The organism is Litorivivens lipolytica (assembly GCF_014191715.1).
In the GTDB taxonomy this organism is placed as follows: Bacteria; Pseudomonadota; Gammaproteobacteria; order Pseudomonadales; family Spongiibacteraceae; genus Litorivivens; species Litorivivens lipolytica.
In genome coordinates this window covers 611,927-630,026 of sequence record NZ_JACHWY010000002.1, presented here as the reverse complement: position 1 = coordinate 630,026, position 18,100 = coordinate 611,927, and the positions used below count along the sequence as shown (strand labels likewise).

Below are 18,100 nucleotides of genomic sequence, written 5' to 3'. Positions count from 1 at the left end.
TCAGGCGCGCCGGATTACACCGGCTTCAATCAACTCCTGAACCTCTACCTCCGAAAGTCCTGCAAGCTTGAGCGCTGCTTCTGAATGCTCGCCCTCTTTGGGTAAATCCTGACGCACACCAAAACGGCGCCCCGCCATATTCACGGGCAGGCCGGGAAGTTTGGTTTTCTCGCCGCCCGGCAGAGTGAGATCCAGCAGGCCACCGGATTCATTTAGATGCACATCGTCAAACAGATCCGAGGGTTTGTTGATGGGAGCAAAGGGCAAACCGGTTTGGTCCAGTTTCGCCATCAGGTCGGTTTTGCTTAGCGCCGAGAAGCGCTCGCGGATTACCGGCAGGATACGGTCCCGCTGTTTTACCCGCTCGGTGTTGGCGTCCAGTGAACGGTCTTCGGCGAATTCGGTAAGCTCAAAGGCTTCGCAGAATAGGCGCCATTGGGTATCGCTGACCACGCCGACAAACACTTGCTCACCGTCGGCGCTGTCGAAGATGTCGTAAACAGCCCAGGCTGAAGTACGCACCGACATGGGCTGGGGCTCGTTACCGCTCACCGCCTGCTGGGCCATATGCTGCCCGACCATAAAGGCGGTACTTTCAAACAGGGAGCTTTTTACTTCCTGCCCCTTGCCGGTGCGGTGGCGCTCTTCCAGCGCAGCCAATACCGCGATCACGCCAAACATGCCGCCGGCTATATCAATTACCGAGGAACCGGCGCGCATGGGTTTGCCGGGCAAGCCGGTCATATAGGCGAGGCCGCCCATCATCTGGGTAACTTCGTCGAGCGCGGTGCGGTGTTGGTAAGGGCCATCCAGAAAGCCTTTCAGGGAACAGTAAATCAGGCCGGAATTTTTCGCGCTCATGGCCTCATAACCAAAGCCGAGTTTATCCATGGCGCCGGGACGGAAGTTCTCGATCAGTACATCGGCGCCTTCGATCAACTTCTCCGCCACCACATGACCCTTTTCGTTTTTCAGGTCGATGCACAGGCTCTGCTTGTTGCGGTTGTACATGGGGAAGTAACCGGCGCCGGAGCCCATCAGGCGGCGGGTGTTGTCGCCCTTGAGGGGTTCAACCTTGATCACCTCGGCGCCGAGGTCGGCCAGTATCAGGCCGACGGTGGGGCCCATGACCATATGGGTAAATTCTACGACTTTGATACCGGACAACGGCAGAGTGGCTTGTTCTGTCACGCGATTCACCTGTCTTGTTCTGAGTGGCCTGCGGGTGGCATTTGCCTGCCGCAAGGGCTACAATTGCTATTATGTTATATCTTTATATCTTTTGATTCAACCGAGCACATTGTTTTCCGATGACAAATATTGATATTGAAATCAGTGAAGTGGGCCCCCGCGACGGCCTGCAGAGCATCAAAACCATTATGTCCACCGAGGACAAAAAGGCCTGGATTGCCGCCGAAGCCGCCGCTGGCGTACCGGAAATCGAGGTGGGCTCCTTTGTGCCACCCAGCGTGATTCCACAATTGGCGGATACCGCCGAAGTGGTGGCTTATGCCCGGACTATCCCCGGTCTGGCTGTGGCGGCGTTGGTGCCGAACCTGCGCGGGGCAGAGAATGCGATTGCCGCTGGCGCCCACAAGATTTCCATTCCGCTGTCTGTGAGCGAGACCCACAGCCTGAAGAATGTGAAGCGCAGCCATGTGCAGATGCTGGAAGAAATCGACCTAATCGTACAGCGCATTCGCGAGCTGCCCGAAGGTGAGCGCCCCAAGTTTGAGGTGGGGCTTTCGACGGCCTTTGGCTGCACGATTGAAGGGCCGGTGTCGGAAGATTTGGTGGTTCAGTTGGCGGTAAAAGCTGTGGCGCTGGGTGTGGATGAAGTCGGTCTTTCCGATACCACCGGCTATGGTAACCCTGCCCAGTTGAAGCGTTTGACCAAACGCATTTGGGAAAATTGCGGCCGCGAGAAGCTGAATGGCGTGCACTTGCATAACACCCGCGGTCAGGGGTTAGCGAATGCGCTGGCGGCTGTGGATATTGGCTTGACGACAATCGACAGTTCGCTCGGTGGGATTGGCGGCTGCCCTTTTGCACCGGGTGCCAGTGGCAATATTGTGACGGAAGATCTGGTGTTTATGCTGGAAGCGATGGGGCTGAAGACCGGGATTGATATTGAGAAATTGCTGGCGGTGAGAGAGTTGGTGCAAAAGGCGCTGCCGGAAGAGGAAATGTATGGGTTTACGCCGGAGGCTGGGTTGCCTAAGGGATTTGTGGCTGCGACTGGGTCATAAAACCACCGTCATTGCGAGGAGGTACGACGAAGCAATCTCCAACTATCGCAGCGGCATCACGAGCTTGCCGCGTCGCTGCGCTCCTCGCAATGACGGGGATTACTTGAGAGCTTGGTTACTGCTGCCCCTTCCAGCAATCCAGAATCTCACCCGCCCCCGCACTCCACACACCATCCTGTGACGTAATGTAGTCCAGCGCTCTTTCCAGTCGCGCTATCCGGTGCGGCTGACCCAAGAGCCAGGGGTGAATGTTCAACGCTAGAATACGCCCGCCCTGCTTTTTCGCTTCGTTCAGCAGAAAATCGCAAGCATCACACACCTGCTCCACCCAGCTATCTTCCGAGTGACCGTTGTTCTGGATCACAAAGAAATCTTCTAGCTCCGTGGAGAGTGGCATGGCCGTGAGCTCACCATTTTCTGTACGGAATTGATAAGGCATATCATCGTTTACCCAATCACAGAAATACTCGATGCCATTGGCGGCGAGCAGATCGGGTGTACTGGCGGATTCGCTTTTGGCCGGCGAGATCCAGCCGCGTACGTTTTGTCCGCTAAGCGTTCGCAAGCTTTCCAACGCACGCTCGATCTGTGCGGCTTCTTCAGCTTTATCCTGCCCGCCGTAGTGCAGAGCATCCATATGTTCGCCGTGGCAAAGAATTTCATTGCCGCGTTCTTTCAGCACATCCATCAGATAGGGCGTGCGCTCGGCGAGGCGACTGTTGAGCGCGAAAGTCGGCGTGATGTTGAAACGGTCGAAGGCCTTCAGAAAGCGGTAGATACCAACCCGGTTGCCATAATCGCGCAGGGAGTAGTGACGCAGGTCCGGGTACGGCATGGTCATGCCACCGGGGACTTTGAAAGGCTTGCCTTGCTGGTTCAGCGGAAAGAACTGCAGACCGACATTCACCCACAGGGCGAGTTTATTGCCGTTGGGCCATTCAACGGGTTTGCGGTCGGTGAGCATGGACCAGTCATAGCGGTCGTGATCCATACCGTAGCTGCGCTCGGGATATTCGAGATATGTTTTGTCGAGGCTCATATTTCACCTCCGCTTTGCTTGGCGATATCAGCCAACGCACTATCGTAATAATTCTCTAAAAAGTATTCGGCAATTTCCCGCCCGGTGGTGACCCATACATCGTCGTGACCGGTGATGTATTCCAGCGCTTCTTCAAAGGCTTTCAACCGGTGAGGGCAGCTGACCTGATAGTTATGGGTGGGGATGCACATGATGGTGCCACTGTCTGCGCCTTCCTGGTACAGGCGATCAAAGTTGTCCTTGATATTCTGACCGTAGCGACGCGGTTCGATCTTGTTGACCACGTAAGCAATGGTGTCATTCATTTCTAGTGAGTAGGGAATGGACACAAACTTTTTGCCGCTGCGCAGATGAATCGGCGTGGGCTGATCGTCGTGAAAGAGGTCGCAGGTATAAATACCACCCTCATCACCAAACAGTTCAGTACCGACCTCGGCAAATAGATCAAGGGTTAACTCGGAATGGGACAGCGCCGGCGCCAGATAACCGGCACATTTCTGGCCGGTGTGTTTGTAGATCGTTTCCATGGAGTCGCGAATCATGTCGCGCTCCTGCTGCTCACTCATACCGTAGGTATAACGGGTGTTGTAGATACCGTGACTGAAGAACTCCCAGTTGCGCTCTTTGCACAACTCGATAATTTCCGGGTGGTGTTCGCACAAGGCCGTGCTCAGGGAAATCGAACCGCGCACCCCGTATTTATCCAGCACCTGCATCTGGCGCATATGGCCGACGCGGTTGCCGTAATCACGGATGCTGTAACCGGCGACCGCAGGTGCGGCTTGTGGCCAGGGTTTGCGCTGGGGATTATCCGGCGGATTCAGTTCGTAGAACTCGATATTGGGAGCGACCCAGAACGCTACTTTAGCGCCGTTGGGCCATTCAATTTTCGGGCGGTTATGGTAAGCCCAGTAATCGTAGAATCCGGGATCTTCCTTCATGGCTCAGCCTTTTTGTGAATCCAGCCAGTCGAATACTTCCTGCACATCCAGCACGTCTGCGTACTTCAACGAGAGGTCGGTAAGATTGGCGTAGTGATAGCTCTCGTGCTTATCCGCTACGCACTCTTCCGGCACGATGGTGCGGTAACCGCGGGACAGGGATTCCACGGCGGTGGCGCGAATACAGCCCGAAGTGGAGCCACCCGTCAGGATGACCGTGTCCACTTTGTGCCATACACAGAGGGATTGCAGTTGGGTTTCAAAAAAGGCCGAGGGCATTTTCTTCAGATAGATAACGTCTTTGACCTTGTCGATTTCAAGACGGTCGTCGAACTCGCTGCGCTCGCTGCCAAACTTGATATTTTGCAGGCTATCGGGCGTATCCGTTCGGGTGCCCCAGATGCCAGCGTCTTCGCCAGATTCCATATACGCTACATGGGTCCAAACCACCGGCCAGCCAATGGCGCGAAACTTTTTTGCCAAGGTATTGATGTATTCCATTTGGCGGGGGTCAGTTTCGTAGGCGGTTTTAAAAAGGTCGGTGCGGGTGTAGGCCTTTTGCGGATCGATGTTGACCAGAATGGCTTTCTCACCAAAGCCGAAGCGCTTGCGCGCAGGGTTGGCTTTGACTTCCTGATAGATTTCTTTGGCAGTTTTCGTTGTCGTTTCCATCTTCCCCTCCGTTACTGAACCGCAAGGCTGTCGCGCAGACAGTTGAGCATGGCGCGCTCCATCAGGAAGGCTTTGGCCTTCTCCGGATCGGCAGCGGTTTCCATCAACATGGCCTGACGCTTCTGCTGAATATCCGGATCGGTAGATTCCATCAGCTTTTTGTTTTCAATGGTGTGCTTCTGCACGAACTCTACCGCCAGCTCACGGCGTTGTCGGTCGTACTGACCAAACTCCGCTAGGTGATCGCCACCCTCTGTCATCAAACGCACCAAACGCTGGGCCAGATTATAGGCATCGTGCAAACCGCCGTTCATGCCCATACCACCCAGCGGGTTGTTGATATGGCAGGCGTCACCAGCCAGTACGATGCGATCTTTAAAATAGGTTTCTGAGACGCGCTGATGCACGTTGTACAGGGTGCGGTGACCAATCTCATAGTCGCTGCCCTTGTCATACAGGTGTTTCAGGCGCGATTGAATGTACTCGTCAGAGAGGAGTTTTTCGTCGGTATCGCCTGGCTCAGTGGGCCACAGCACGCGCCAGATTTTCTCGGTGCGCAGGATTACGCACCACTCATCGGGATCAGAGACGTAATTCACATAGGCCAGATTGTCGAACACCTCTTCAAAGGGGAAGGAGGTGCTGGCGACCAGAAACTTTTCGTCGTAGGTAAAACCACCGAAGCCGATACCGGCGGATTTACGTACGTTGCTGGAGGCGCCATCAGTGCCAACGCAATAGGCGCCCTTCAGGGTATCGAGGCCTTTGGCCGTGCGTACACCCACTTCAACGCCGCCATCGACGTTCTGCACGGAAATCACTTCATGACCGAAGCGCACATCCACATGGGGAAAGGCCTTCAGCTTTTCGCCTACAATATGCGTCATTTCGTACTGTTCCAGTTGCAGGCGAAACGGAAACGGCGTTTCGTCGGCAATCAGGTTCATATCGAACTCGGCCACTTCATTGGTGCGACGATCGCGGTAGGCGTATTTATCTACCTTGAGGCCCTTGGCGAACATATCGTCGGTGAGTCCGACGTCAGCCAGCATTTCAAGCGAGGGCGGATGGAAGGTTGAGGCGCGCAGATCGATGGGCAGGGAGTCTGCCTTTTCCAGCAGGATAACGGGGATATTGTGCTGCGCCAGATAGAGGGTCAGCAGCGAGCCGGCGGGGCCTGAACCGGCAACGATAATCGGGTTGTTGTGTTGCATTGTACTCTCTCGTTGGTTGTTCGCTTTAGCATTTCCCGGTGGCCGCCCCCGCCTGCCTTGGGAAGTGCTGCTCCCTCACCCTAGCCCTCTCCCACTGGGAGAGGGCCGGGGTGAGGGTGGTTATCTAATCGCCCTTGTACTCATCCATACTCAAGCTCATCCGGTACTGGAATCGCTTGGGGTTGTACTGACAGTAAAGAATATCCACCAATTTGCCGTCGCTGGTGTAGGAATGTCGCACCAGTGTCAGTGTGGGCTCACCGGGTTTCATCTCCAGCTCACGAGCCACTTCCAGTGAGGCCTTGTCTGCGCCAAGGTACTGTTCCACCTTGGTCAGGTTGAGGCCGTTTTCCTTGATGATATCCAGCCGCACCGCTTTCTCGAGCTCGCGCTTGGTAAAACCTTTTTCGATACCCACCGTCCAGCTGATGTAGTAGGCAAAAGGTTCACCCTCTTCGCTGCTGCGCACGCGGATAATGCGATGAGCCTTTTCGCCGGGCTCCAGCTTCAGCTCGGCGCGAATATCGCCGGGCGGCACCATTTTTTCCACGTCCATCACCTTGACCTTGGTGTGACGTCCCATGCTGGCGAGCTTTTCCAGCATGCCCACCAGCGGGGCCTGAACCGGCTCTGGCTCGTAGTGATGGGTGACATGGGTGCCCTTACCGCGACGACGTTCAACCAGTTCTTCGGCGGCCAGTTCATCCATCGCACGCTTGGCGGTGATCCGCGAAACACCAAACATCTCGGCGAGCTGCTGCTCGGTCGGCATCTGGGTGCCGTGAGCAATACTGCCGTCCATAATCCGGCTTTTCAGCAGGGTATACATCTGGTGGTACAGGGGCGTGGGTGTATCGCCCTGCATCAGTTCCAGATCGCGTTTGCTGAACAGTGGTTCCACTGCGCTCATGGTATTGCGTCTCCTTGTCTCCCGGAGGGTGCGGCAGCCAATGTCGCCTCACCCAAAAGCTATATCATTATAGCTTGAAGACATTCTGATCTCGCCTGTCCTTTTTTACAAACTTCTCAACGACGCCAACACATCTTGCAATGCCATCACATCGGCGTATTTGGCGTGCATATCGTGGAGGTTGGCCTCGTGCGCCTGGGGGTTGCGGTCACCAACCGCTTCACGTGGCACCGCCACCGGGAAATTGTGTTGCAGACCGTCCACCACCGTAGCGCGAACGCAGCCGCTGGTGGTCAGGCCGGTAACCACCAGTGAATCCGCGCCCGCCTGCTCCAGTTGAGCGTTCAAATCGGTGCCGAAAAAGCTACTGGCCCACTGCTTTTCGATCAGGGATTCGCCTTCGACCGGGGCGAGTGCAGGGTCAACCTGTACCCACTCCGAGTCTGGCGTCAGGCAGTTGAGAGCCTGAATACGGTTGCGAAAAACCGAGGCCTGATCATCGTTGTGATACACCACCGTGGTAAAAAACACCGGCAGTTTCTGTTCACGGAACGCGGCAAGCAATTGGGCATTGGCCTCGACCACCTCCGGACAATCGGTGCCCAGCGGGCAGGCCGAGCTGGTAAAGCCGTTAATCATATCGACCAGAATCAGCGCGGGGCGCTGACCAATGCCGACACTGTTGCGCTGCAAATCCATCTCAGGCCTTCCCTGCATTTCGGCGAAAAAAGTCTTTCAACATGTCGCCAATGGTTTTGGCGTGGAGATCGCAGGCGTAAGTTCGGGCGCCGTCAATTTCCTGCTTCTCACCGTGTTTCAGTAATTGGGCGGCCTCATCCAGCATGCCGTAGAGCGGATCGCCGGTACCGGCAAAAACCAGTACGGGGCATTCCAATGCCTTTAGCTGATCACCAAAGGGCTGATCAATTACCGCACGATAGGCTTCCGGATAGGCATCACCTACCTCCAGACCCAGCAAGGTTTCGCGCAGACTCAAAGCCAGGGGGGCATCCGGCTCCTTGTCGCGCATTCGCTGCCACATACCCAACAGGTGACTGCCGTCTTCGGTCAGCGGAAAAGGCTTGGCTTTTCCAGGCAAGGCGGCTTTCAAGGCATCGCTTAACAGCGTGGGGCCGGAGAGTGCCATTGCCAGAGAAAGTTCGGGATTGTCGTAAGCCAGTTGCACCGCCACCGAGGCGCCGGTGTGGTGGCCAAACAAGAGGGCCTGCTCAATACGCAACGCTGTGCAAAACTGTTGGATCGCATCGGCGTAAGCAGCAATGGAAACCGGCTCCGCCAGTGGATCGCTCTGACCAAAACCCGGTGTATCGGGCGCCAGCAGCCAGTAGTCATTGCCCAGCTCGCGCATCAGGGTTTCATACATGATCGAGCTACTGGGGCTTTGATGCAGTAGAATCAGTGGCGTTTTACTCGCATCACCGGCGTAGCGGTAATGTATCTGTCCACTGGCGATGTCACAGTAAGCGCGACGAATCACTGCCCCAGCTCCACACTGATCCATTTCAGCTCGGTAAATTCTTCGGTGCTGTAGTGACCGCCGCTGCGGCCCATGCCAGAAAGACCCAAACCGCCAACCGGTGCCATCGCATTGCTTTGAAAGGCGTGCATGCCGATATGCACCGCGCCGCTGCGAATGGCTTTAGCCGCTTTAAAACCGAGCTGGATATTATGAGTCAGCACACCGGCTGAGAGACCATAGTCGCTGTCGTTGGCCAGCACGATGGCTTCATCAAAATCCGCCGCTTTCACGATGCTGGTCATGGGGCCAAAGCTTTCGTCGCGCCAAGCGGTGCTGTCGCGCGGTGGTTCCAATAGAACCGTTGGCTCAAACACCAAGCCATTTTTTACCTTGCCGCCGGTGAGCAGGCTTGCGCCGCGATCCAGCGCGTCTTGCAGATGGCCTTCCACTTTCTCAACCGCGCGGCGATTAATCAGGGGGCCATACACACTCTCGGTGTCGCGCTGTTCACCAATTTTGAGATTTTCACAGGCTGTTTTCATGGCCGCACAAAAGGCATCGTATACCGGGGCTTCCACCACAATGCGAGAGTTGGCCATACAGATCTGGCCGGCGTGATTAAACATGCCTTGTACGGCGATATTGGCCGCTTCGACAGGATCGAAATCTTTCAGTACAACCAATGCACTTTTGCCGCCCAGTTCCAGCTGCACACGCTTCATCTGTTGCATCGCACTGGCACCGATGGCCTGCCCTGTGGCCGTCGAACCGGTTAAGGCAATAGCATCAACATCCGGATGAGTTACCAGCGGTGCGCCGCATTCTTGACCGAATCCTGTCAGCACATTAACGGCGTCAGCAGGTACGCCCGCTTCGACTAATAATTTGGCAAAGGCGACAGCGATCAGCGGGGTTTCTTCAGAAGGTTTGATCACCACACTGTTGCCTGCGGCCAGCGGAAACGCGGTCATCTTGGCCAACAGGGCCAAGGGAGCGTTGTAAGGAGAAACAATGCCCACCACACCCAGCGGCTCACGAAAAACCATGCTGATTCGCGCAGGATTATCATTGGGGAAGGTGTCGCCATAGAGACGGCGCACTTCACCGGCAGCGGTGCGCAGCAGATCAACCGTGTAATGGATTTCGTAGCGGGCCTTGTTAACCACGGAGCCGCTTTCATCCATTAAGAGATCGAGATACCGCTGCTCGCCGGTGCTGGCGATAATTTCAGCAGCGCGGAGCAGAATCGCTTCCCGCTCCTTCGGCGCCATGGCCGACCAGCTGGCAAAACCCTTGCGCGCAGCTGCGACTGCCAGATCCACATCAGCTGCACCGGCACGGGCGGCTTTGCCAATCACTTGTTCGGTAGCAGGCGCCAGTACATCAAAGTACTCACCACCTTGGGCTTTCGTTTCAACACCGGCAATCAGCAGCTCGCTTTTGTAGAAATCAGCCATGCGCAGACTCCCCATTGCCGGGCTTGCCCGCCACGCCAATAATGCGCGTACCACGGAAGAACTCGAAGGTTTCCACTACGCCTTCATCGCCGAGACCACTCAGGCCCCAGGCCGGGCGCGGCGCCATCGGATTCAGGTTGAGCATGCTTACGGCGTTGATCTTGATATTGCCCGCGCGAATACCGCTGGCCACGCGCCAGGCGTGTTGCTCTTCGCCAAACACATAAGCCGCCAGACCAAAGGGTGTGCCATTGGCCTGCGCAATGGCTTCGGCATCACTGGCAAAGGTGTGGACCGTCGCCACAGGGCCAAAAATTTCTTCGCTTGCCTGCTCCGCTTTCAAACCCGTAATCAGCGTGGGCACAACAAAATAGCCATCCAGCTCTGGCATTTCGGTCGCCTGCAGGCATTGGCCGCCTAAGGATTCGTAATGGGCGACAGCCTGTTTGATCAGATTGTAGTGCCCTTGGTGAACCACCGGGCCCATAGTACTCGCCTCGTCCATCACATGGCCTAGCTTGATGCTAGCCAGACGTTGCTTAACAGCGCTCAACAACGCCTCGGCGACTGACTCATGCACCAGCAAACGACCGAGCGCGCGGCACCATTGGCCATTCAATGTGGTCAAGCCCGCGATAATGCCATCGGCAGCAGCCTCAATATCGGCGTCTTCCAGTACCACAATCGGGTTATTGCCACCCAGCTCCAGCTGGGCCGGCTTGATATCTTTGGCGCAAGCCGCAGCCACCGCTCGACCACCGTGCAAACCACCGGTAAACGACACTGCCGCAATACGGGAATCTTCTACTAACGCCGCACCTGTGTCGCCATTGCCGTGCACCAGTTGAAACACGCCGGCGGGCAAGCCGGCTTCCACCACCGCTTCGGCAATCAGCTGGCCGGATTCGGGTGCCCATTCAGAGGGCTTTACGATCACCGGGCAACCCGCCGCCAGCGCCGAGGCCAACTTGTGACAGGTAATACCTGAGGGCGCATTCCACGGGGCAATAATGGCAGAAGGGCCCAGCGGCAAACGCTCGACAATTACATCTCCGTGCGGGCCTTCAAAGGGCTGTCGTACCGGCGGGTTTCGCAACAAGTTTGCAGCGGCTTTAAAGGCCAGCACACAAATCTGTGCAACTTGAGCGGTGGTTTTACGCAGCACACCGGTACAAATCGCATCGGCATCGGCAATGCCATCCAGGCGTTTGGCAATAGCCTCGGCGATGGAGTCCATTTTTTCCGCTCTCTCAGCGGAAGACAAACCCGCCCACTCGCCATTCAAATGAGCGGTCTGTGAAGCAGCGATCGCGCTTTCAATCTGCGCGGCATCGCTGGCCACCTGATTAAACAGGGCCTTACCTTCACTGGCATGGCAGACTTGAGTTTCCAGCGTAATCGCCGGGGGCTGCCACGTATCGTTAATGTAATTCTGCAGCGACATGCGATCAGCCTTTGCCAAAGGCGTTTTGTTCTTCGCCTTCAATCACAAGGCTCGCAGTATCCAAACGACCTTTCTCAGCGGGGAAGGCCTGTACCAGCCCCATCGCCAGATCGCGCAGTGCGCGTGAGTACGGCGTGCTGAACATGGTCCCGGAGGTGCCCGCACATTTCAGGGCGGCAATAGCCACCTGAAAACTGTGCTCGGCAATCTGGCCCTTACAGGTACGCCAGAATTTCACCACCTCGTCTTTGGAAACCATCGGCGGCTCGCTGCTTTCTATCTGAATCTGGCGACGCGCCCAAAGAAGCGCAGTTTGCAGGTTGGCGTACATTTCACCAATGATCTGCTGCTGATAGGGGCCGGTGCCCACGGGCTTGCCGGTGTCGACAAACTTCTTGTCCTTCATCAGCTTCACGGCTGACTGGTAGGCCGCCACAGCGCCGCCCATATAGATCACCGAAGCTGCCACCTGATTGCCGACAAAGCTGGAACGGCTCATCTGGCAGCTACGGGCAAAGGCACCGGGAATACCCAGCGCGTTCTCGTCAGAAACAAACACGTCTTCCAGCACCAGACCTTCAGTGGCGGTACCGCGCATGCCCATGGCATCCCACTCAATACGGCCACGGGTGCCCTTGGCATCGCGATCCACGATAAAGGTACTCAGCGCGCTGGCATCGTTAATGCCTTTAAGCGCAGCGGTGACCAGATACTGGTCGGCTACGCCAGTGGCACAACCAAAGGATTTTTCACCGTTCAGAATCCAACCACCGTCAACCTTCTCAGCCTGAGTAGTAATGGTGATGGCCGAGTGTTCGGACTTCACCGATTCACTGGCATAGTTGGCCAGCCATTTCGCATCGCGACCCATGGTGTACAGGACTTTTTCGGCGAAGGCTTGTACCTGTGGGGCTTCTTCGTCGTTAAACAAGCCTTCTTTCAGCGCTGACAACGCCAGTGTGCCGCGTGAGGCTGAAGTATTATGGAAGAAGTAAGCCAGACCGGTTGAGGGACAGACGGTGCCGATAGCGAAGCAGGCCGCCGCCCAGTCACGCAGACCGCCACCGAGACCGCCGTATTCTTTTGGTACTACCAAGCCCAACAGGCCCGCGTCGGCCAGCAGTTTTACGTTGTCGGGATTGAACTCACCTTGTTTATCGGTTGCCGTCGCACGCTCGCGTAGTGTCGGCAGGATGCTCTCGACGCGCTCGGCGCGTTCGCGCTCCTCGGCGGTCATGTCCTCAACGAGGAGTTCTGAAATCATTTTACCCATACGTATTCCTCAAAACTCTGCGGGGCGAGACTCACCCTCACCCTAGCCCTCTCCCTGAGGGAGAGGGAATTGTTACTTCTTAACTTTATCTGACGCCCCCTCTCCCACGGGGAGAGGGTTGGGGTGAGGGGCTTTTAGGCACTCACCTCACGCAAATAGGCAATCTGTTTGTCAGCGTCTTCCTGACCCACCAAGGGCCCGATGCGCTGCCACACCGGGTCAACTTCTGCGTTGAAAATGGCGAACTTGTTGCGCTTGTCGCGGGCCGCCAATTCGGCAGGCGTTACGTCTTCCAGTGCCTCGGCAGAAATACCTTTTTCTACCAATCCAAACCAGTGATCCAGATAGGTATCCACAGGCTTCATGATTTGCTCAAACGCTTCCGCCGTGGCGCGATTGGCCAGCATCCAGGGCGACATGATGGCGTATTGACGAGGCGACAGGTGGGCCGCTTCCAGCCCTTCTATCTTGCGGGCTTCTTCGCAGGCTTCGGTCAGCGGCTGATACACCTCATTCAGGTAATTCAGGCGCGAGCCGATATCCACACGCGGAATCAGATCCAGGTGAAAGGCGTGATGACCGCCGGCCTGCACGGAATCTACCGTGTAATGCGGCACTGCAGAATCCGAGGGCATAAACGCGAAAATCATGTGGGAATCGAGCTGCATAGCCGGCACCACAATGCTGGAGGTCAGCACCTGAAACAGAGGGCCGCCGGTAAACTTGCGCATACCGCCCACACTGCCCTCGTGCATGGGCAATTTGCTTTCCAGCGGCAAAAAAGGCCCGCCGTTTTCGTTGGTCACTTCGGTCATGCCAAAGGTATCGACGATGCGATTCAATACGTGGTCGTGCAGAGCTTTGGGTAGCGAGGTCATTGCAATTCCTTATACGTTTGGCGCGCTTGCCAGCATCGGCTCAAGCAAGTGCCAAGGTCGATTGTCGATTACGTGCGTGCGATGAGACACCACTTTGTTCTCTGCGTTTTTGGGGTGCAGAACCACCGGGGTCACCGCTGAACTCTTATTGGCGTGAGTCAGCATGGGACGCGTTAGAACGCCATCAAACGTGCGGGTTTTCCACTCGCCGAAAATCGTAAAGTCTTCATGCAGGGCGGCGCCAAAGCCGACACCAAGATCAGACGGCTGCATAGCAGCAAGCAGATTAACGCGGTTTTCAGCGGCGCGTTCGATCAGGCCGGTGGTCAGTTCCCAACGCTCCAGAGGTATAAGCGGTACTGAAACCACATCAGCGCCTTGCATCGCGACCAAGCGGAAAGCCTCCGGATAAATGGAGTCATCGCTGCACAACAAGCCCAGACAACCAAATTCAGTTTCTGCCACGGTGAAGCCATCACTCAGCACCGACCAGCTGAAGCGCTCGCTGAAATGCACCTGCCCCTGCTGGGCAACGAGCCCACTAGCACCTATCGCGACGGCGCAATGCTGTCGGCCGCCTTCTGCAGGCAGCACCAGCGAGGTAGTTATCAATGCCTCGCCTGCCACCTCTGCCAACGCCGCTATGACCGCTTTAGACTCCAGTAAGGCTTGCTCTGACTCAGCGTTGGAGATACCACACAGCCCGGGCAGGGCAACCAATTTCGCGCCAGACTCAACCGCACTCTTTACCGCAGACACGGCTTCTGACTGTGAGCTGATATCGTCGAGCTGAATCAGGGCAGAGGGCAAATCTGTTGCCCCTTTGAACGTCAATGGTTCATGAGAAGCGGGGTTTTCACCCAGAACACCATAAAGTTCAGGGCGGCGGCTTTTGAAAATATCCGTGCCATCCGGGCGCTGTTTACTGCGTGCCTGCGCGACCTCGATTTCCGCGAAAACAACCTCTTCTTCCCGGGTCTCAGCCATGGCCAGCACCGTGCCATCGGGCGCGACAATCTGACTTTCACCAGCACCGTTCAAAAACTCCACCGGTATATTCGTCGCAGCACTTATACCTTCCATCATTGCTTCAGGCACCAGCGGTCCGACTTTATTGGCGGCGACCACAAAGGCCTTGTTCTCGGCTGCGCGAACCGGAATATGCAGATTGCCCTCATCGGGCGCAAAGGAGTTGAGGCTATTCAATAGGATATCGGCACCGCGAAGTGCCAGACAGCGCGGCGTTTCATTGATCACGCCATCCATGCACATATACAGACCAACGCGACCAAGTTCGGTGTCGATAACTGCACCTGGCTCAGTCGCCCGCTCCAGAAAGTCATTTTCATGACCGATCAGTACCTGCTTGTCACTCAAACCGAGCAACTCTCCTTCGGGGGAATAAAGCAGGTTGCTGCCCGAGACTTTGCCGCCCTCACGCTGCAGGGTGACTCCAATCACCACATACGCCTTGATCTCACGCGCCTTGGCGGCAATCGTCTTGAGAAAATCTCCGTCCAATTGCAAGGACACGCGATAGCAATGATCCGCATCGTCGTACCAAGACAGGTGATTACAGAATTCCGGCAATACCACCAGATTGGGATTCTGCTCGGCGGCCTTGTCCAGCACCCGAAGGCAACTGGACAGGTTGGTTTCGATATCGCTACCCACATGAATCTGGGCGGCAGCGGCTTTAATGCGTTGTTTCACGTCCGCGTCCTATACCAGCTGGGGCGCGACCAATGCCGCGCCTGTTCTTAGAAGTAGGTGTACTTGATGGTAGCGCCGAAGCTGCGACGCGCACCCATGCCGACCATATACTGGTTAAATACACCGATCACGAAGGCACTAGCCGGGTAATTTTCATCGGTGATGTTTTTACCCCAGAGGCTGATATCCCAGTGATCGTTTGGACCCAGCGCATTGATCGACATGTTGGTGATAATGCGATCCGGCGCCCAGCCCAGGTTCAGCGGCGTCAGGAACTGTTTTGACTGATAGTTGGCGTCGAGGCGACCGCTCAGCATCCAACCTGAGTCAAAGTCCTTCTGGGCGTTAAAGCCGATGGAGTACTGTTCTTTGGAGCCCCGAGCCAATTGATTGCCACCGACTTCGCCATCCGCGTTACAGGTAACACCATCACAGCCAACACCGGTAGCGGCGTCGCTGCGTCCTGGTGAGTACTTCACGCCGTCATCATAAGTTGCGTCGTTGTAGGTCAGACCAACGTCGACAGAGAAGTGGCGGTTGAAACGGTAAGCGGCTTCCAGTTCGATACCGATACTGGTGGCGTCACCAATATTCGTTACAACATCAGAGGAAGACAGTGTTGCTTCTTCGGGCGGAACAGAGCCCTGCAACCCAGACCAGTCGATGTAGAACAAGGCGCCATTCAAGGTCAGTGCGCGATCAAAGAAGGCATTCTTGCTGCCTACTTCGTATGTCCAGTTAGTTGCTTCTTCGTACACCAGCTGGTTCTCGCTCTCGGCATTATTGAAACCGCCGGTCTTCAAACCCTTCGCAACAGAGAAGTACATCATCTGGTCATCATTGAGCGTCCAGTTAAGGATGGCGCGAGGGGTGAAATACACAAAGGTCTCACTGTCTTCTACCACAATGATGCTGCTGCTTACGGTATCAGCTACACCCGGAAATACAGGATCTTCCGGCGGACCGTAAGTGATGGACTGACCAAAGGCGAGACCAAATGCGTCGGCGTGCCGGAAAACAGACTTGTCTTCCTGAGTCAGGCGGCCTTCGAAGGTACCTTCCAGATTGTCGCGAATCAGGTAAGACGTCGAGAAAAACAGCGCCATGATCTCATCTTCAAACTCGGTATCTTCGAGGCGGGTTTTCGCGTGCTGACGCGTTACTTGGTCGTAAACAATACCGTTGGTGACGCGACCCGGATCGGGTACTGCAGACGAAGGCGTTTCCAGCGGCTCGTTACAGTTCTGACGCTCTTCCTCAGTAAATGGCGTACAGAGATCGCTGATAAATACGGTGGAATGCTCGCGATCTTCTGTTTTGGCGTAGTAGGCACCAAAGCTGCTGCGGAAGCGATCACCATTATCAAAATCGAAGCGAATTTCGTGCGAAAACGCCTCTAAAACAGAATTTGGTCGACCACTGAAAGTATTTGCGTATTTGTAGCCGTTGGGGTCCTGGTTATTCGCAGCATTCAGTACAAAATCGGCGGCAATACCGCGCCCGGTCATGGGGTCTTCGCCGCCGGGACCACCTGTGGAGTAAGTATCGTGATCGGCATAACCAAACAGGTAATGCGCGCTCCAGGCCTCATTGATTTCGTAGTCAGCTGTAAAAGTAATAACTTCGGTATTTGCCACCTGACCGATGCCGCGAGGATCAATCAGAATACCGTCGAAGGTTCTCGGCCCCTCCGCGCCCGCCGCAGTCTCTGGTAATTCGCCACACCAGGCTGAGAAACCCGAATGCGCCGCGCTGGGCGAGGGGTTGCCAATATCATTAACGGTGCGCCAGTTACAGTTAAGATCCAACTGATCGTCACGACGAAAGCCAAATCGAGCGGCGTTGACACCCGAGATACTGTAGCCAGCACCGGTTTCTTTAATGGCTTTGTTTTTGTAGTAACTGGTACGGAGCATCAGCGTATCTGTAGGCTCATAAGCCAGCAGAAGACTATAAATTTCATCGTCCCAACCACCCAAATTTCCTGTGGTTGACGGACCCGTAGGATCGGCATCAGCCATGGGGTGATCGTTTTCGGTGTGACCATCATACTCGGTAAAACCAATGGTCAATTTACCGAGGAGGCGACCATCAAAGCCTAACGGACCATTAAAGCTAGCCTTCAGGTCATAGCGCTCATTGTCACCCATGGTTGCAGCGACATAAGCTTCGCGCTCCGCTTTAGGCTTGGCAGTTATGTAGTTAACCGCACCGGCAAAGGCGTTGCGACCGAACAAGGCATTCTGCGGGCCTTTGATAACCTCTACCCGCTCCATATCAATCATGCCCAAGTTCAGCATGCTCTGACGCTGCAAGTAAACACCGTCTATAAAGAAAGAAACGTTTTGAATTCGCGAGGTTGTGAACTGCTGCGCCAGACCGCGAATAACCGCATTACCGTGATTACCGCCGGTGATAAAGCCTTCATACGTAAAACCAGGGGTAGAAGCGGCAATATCGTCCAGACCGGTAAACCCGCGTCGTTCCAGCGAATCTGCGGTAAACGGCGTCACCGATACCGGAATGTCCTGAATGGATTCTTCCCGTTTACGGGCCGTGACCACAATCTCCTCAAGAGACTTCTGAACCCGCTTGCTGGTGCTACCGCTCTGTTGGGCCTGCAAAGGCATGGCGGCTAACTGCAATCCCATCAAACCAGAGAGCAACCAGGTCGATTTTTTCGTTAAGTTCATAGTGTTTTCCCACACGCGCTGCTTTTCAAACCACGATTTGGCCTAAGCCAAATAACCTGTGCCCTCCCCCCGGCACACCTGATGATGACGACAGCTTTACCAGCCTGAAAACCACCATTTGTTATAATCTAATATCA

At 55.6% G+C, this 18,100-nt stretch carries 15 protein-coding genes; 1 reads left to right on the top strand and 14 read right to left on the bottom strand.

Annotation, left to right across the window (positions count from 1 at the left end):
• Nucleotides 1–1,191 (bottom strand): CoA transferase, encoded by a 1,191-nt coding sequence (locus FHR99_RS11230; protein WP_183410744.1) that lies wholly within the window; start codon nucleotides 1,189–1,191, stop codon nucleotides 1–3.
• A 119-nt stretch (nucleotides 1,192–1,310) separates the two neighbouring features.
• On the opposite strand from FHR99_RS11230, the gene FHR99_RS11225 reads away from it, so the two are divergent.
• Nucleotides 1,311–2,249 (top strand): hydroxymethylglutaryl-CoA lyase, encoded by a 939-nt coding sequence (locus FHR99_RS11225; RefSeq protein WP_183410743.1) that lies wholly within the window; start codon nucleotides 1,311–1,313, stop codon nucleotides 2,247–2,249.
• Between the two features lie 115 nt (nucleotides 2,250–2,364).
• On the opposite strand, the gene FHR99_RS11220 is transcribed toward FHR99_RS11225, so the two are convergent.
• The 13 genes from FHR99_RS11220 to FHR99_RS11160 all read right to left on the bottom strand — a co-directional run bounded on the left by FHR99_RS11220 (nucleotide 2,365) and on the right by FHR99_RS11160 (nucleotide 17,963).
• Nucleotides 2,365–3,288, bottom strand: a complete 924-nt coding sequence (locus FHR99_RS11220) for a polysaccharide deacetylase family protein (protein ID WP_183410742.1) — start codon at nucleotides 3,286–3,288, stop codon at nucleotides 2,365–2,367.
• Nucleotides 3,285–4,229: a polysaccharide deacetylase family protein gene (locus FHR99_RS11215; RefSeq protein WP_183410741.1), complete on the bottom strand. Its 945-nt coding sequence runs from the start codon at nucleotides 4,227–4,229 to the stop codon at nucleotides 3,285–3,287. Before FHR99_RS11215 ends, FHR99_RS11220 begins: the two co-directional genes overlap by 4 nt.
• Nucleotides 4,230–4,232: 3 nt before the next feature.
• Nucleotides 4,233–4,901 carry an isochorismatase family protein gene (locus FHR99_RS11210; protein ID WP_183410740.1) on the bottom strand — a complete coding sequence of 223 codons (669 nt, stop codon included), beginning with the start codon at nucleotides 4,899–4,901 and terminating at the stop codon, nucleotides 4,233–4,235.
• Between the two features lie 11 nt (nucleotides 4,902–4,912).
• Complete coding sequence (locus tag FHR99_RS11205) at nucleotides 4,913–6,115, bottom strand: FAD-dependent oxidoreductase (RefSeq protein ID WP_183410739.1); 1,203 nt, start codon at nucleotides 6,113–6,115, stop codon at nucleotides 4,913–4,915.
• 124 nt (nucleotides 6,116–6,239) lie between these two features.
• Nucleotides 6,240–7,025 carry a GntR family transcriptional regulator gene (locus FHR99_RS11200; protein ID WP_183410738.1) on the bottom strand — a complete coding sequence of 262 codons (786 nt, stop codon included), beginning with the start codon at nucleotides 7,023–7,025 and terminating at the stop codon, nucleotides 6,240–6,242.
• Between the two features lie 105 nt (nucleotides 7,026–7,130).
• A complete protein-coding gene (locus tag FHR99_RS11195) occupies nucleotides 7,131–7,724 on the bottom strand; it encodes an isochorismatase family protein (RefSeq protein WP_183410737.1) in 594 nt (197 codons plus the stop codon).
• A 1-nt stretch (nucleotide 7,725) separates the two neighbouring features.
• Nucleotides 7,726–8,523, bottom strand: a complete 798-nt coding sequence (locus FHR99_RS11190) for an alpha/beta fold hydrolase (RefSeq protein WP_183410736.1) — start codon at nucleotides 8,521–8,523, stop codon at nucleotides 7,726–7,728.
• Entirely contained in the window at nucleotides 8,520–9,962 is a 1,443-nt protein-coding gene (locus FHR99_RS11185) for an aldehyde dehydrogenase family protein (RefSeq protein WP_183410735.1), read from the bottom strand. The genes FHR99_RS11190 and FHR99_RS11185 overlap by 4 nt, the downstream gene beginning before the upstream one ends.
• On the bottom strand, nucleotides 9,955–11,406 hold the full coding sequence (locus FHR99_RS11180; RefSeq protein WP_183410734.1) for an aldehyde dehydrogenase family protein: 1,452 nt from the start codon (nucleotides 11,404–11,406) through the stop codon (nucleotides 9,955–9,957). Before FHR99_RS11180 ends, FHR99_RS11185 begins: the two co-directional genes overlap by 8 nt.
• 4 nt (nucleotides 11,407–11,410) lie before the next feature.
• A complete protein-coding gene (locus FHR99_RS11175; RefSeq protein ID WP_183410733.1) occupies nucleotides 11,411–12,679 on the bottom strand; it encodes an acyl-CoA dehydrogenase family protein in 1,269 nt (422 codons plus the stop codon).
• Nucleotides 12,680–12,813: 134 nt separating this feature from the next.
• Nucleotides 12,814–13,557 carry a hypothetical protein gene (locus FHR99_RS11170; RefSeq protein ID WP_183410732.1) on the bottom strand — a complete coding sequence of 248 codons (744 nt, stop codon included), beginning with the start codon at nucleotides 13,555–13,557 and terminating at the stop codon, nucleotides 12,814–12,816.
• Nucleotides 13,558–13,566: 9 nt separating this feature from the next.
• The gene (locus FHR99_RS16600) at nucleotides 13,567–15,270 is read right to left on the bottom strand and encodes a nitrilase-related carbon-nitrogen hydrolase (RefSeq protein ID WP_183410731.1); all 1,704 of its coding nucleotides are present in this window, start codon (nucleotides 15,268–15,270) and stop codon (nucleotides 13,567–13,569) included.
• Nucleotides 15,271–15,317: 47 nt separating this feature from the next.
• A complete protein-coding gene (locus tag FHR99_RS11160; RefSeq protein WP_183410730.1) occupies nucleotides 15,318–17,963 on the bottom strand; it encodes a TonB-dependent receptor in 2,646 nt (881 codons plus the stop codon).
• Nucleotides 17,964–18,100 lie beyond the last annotated feature (137 nt).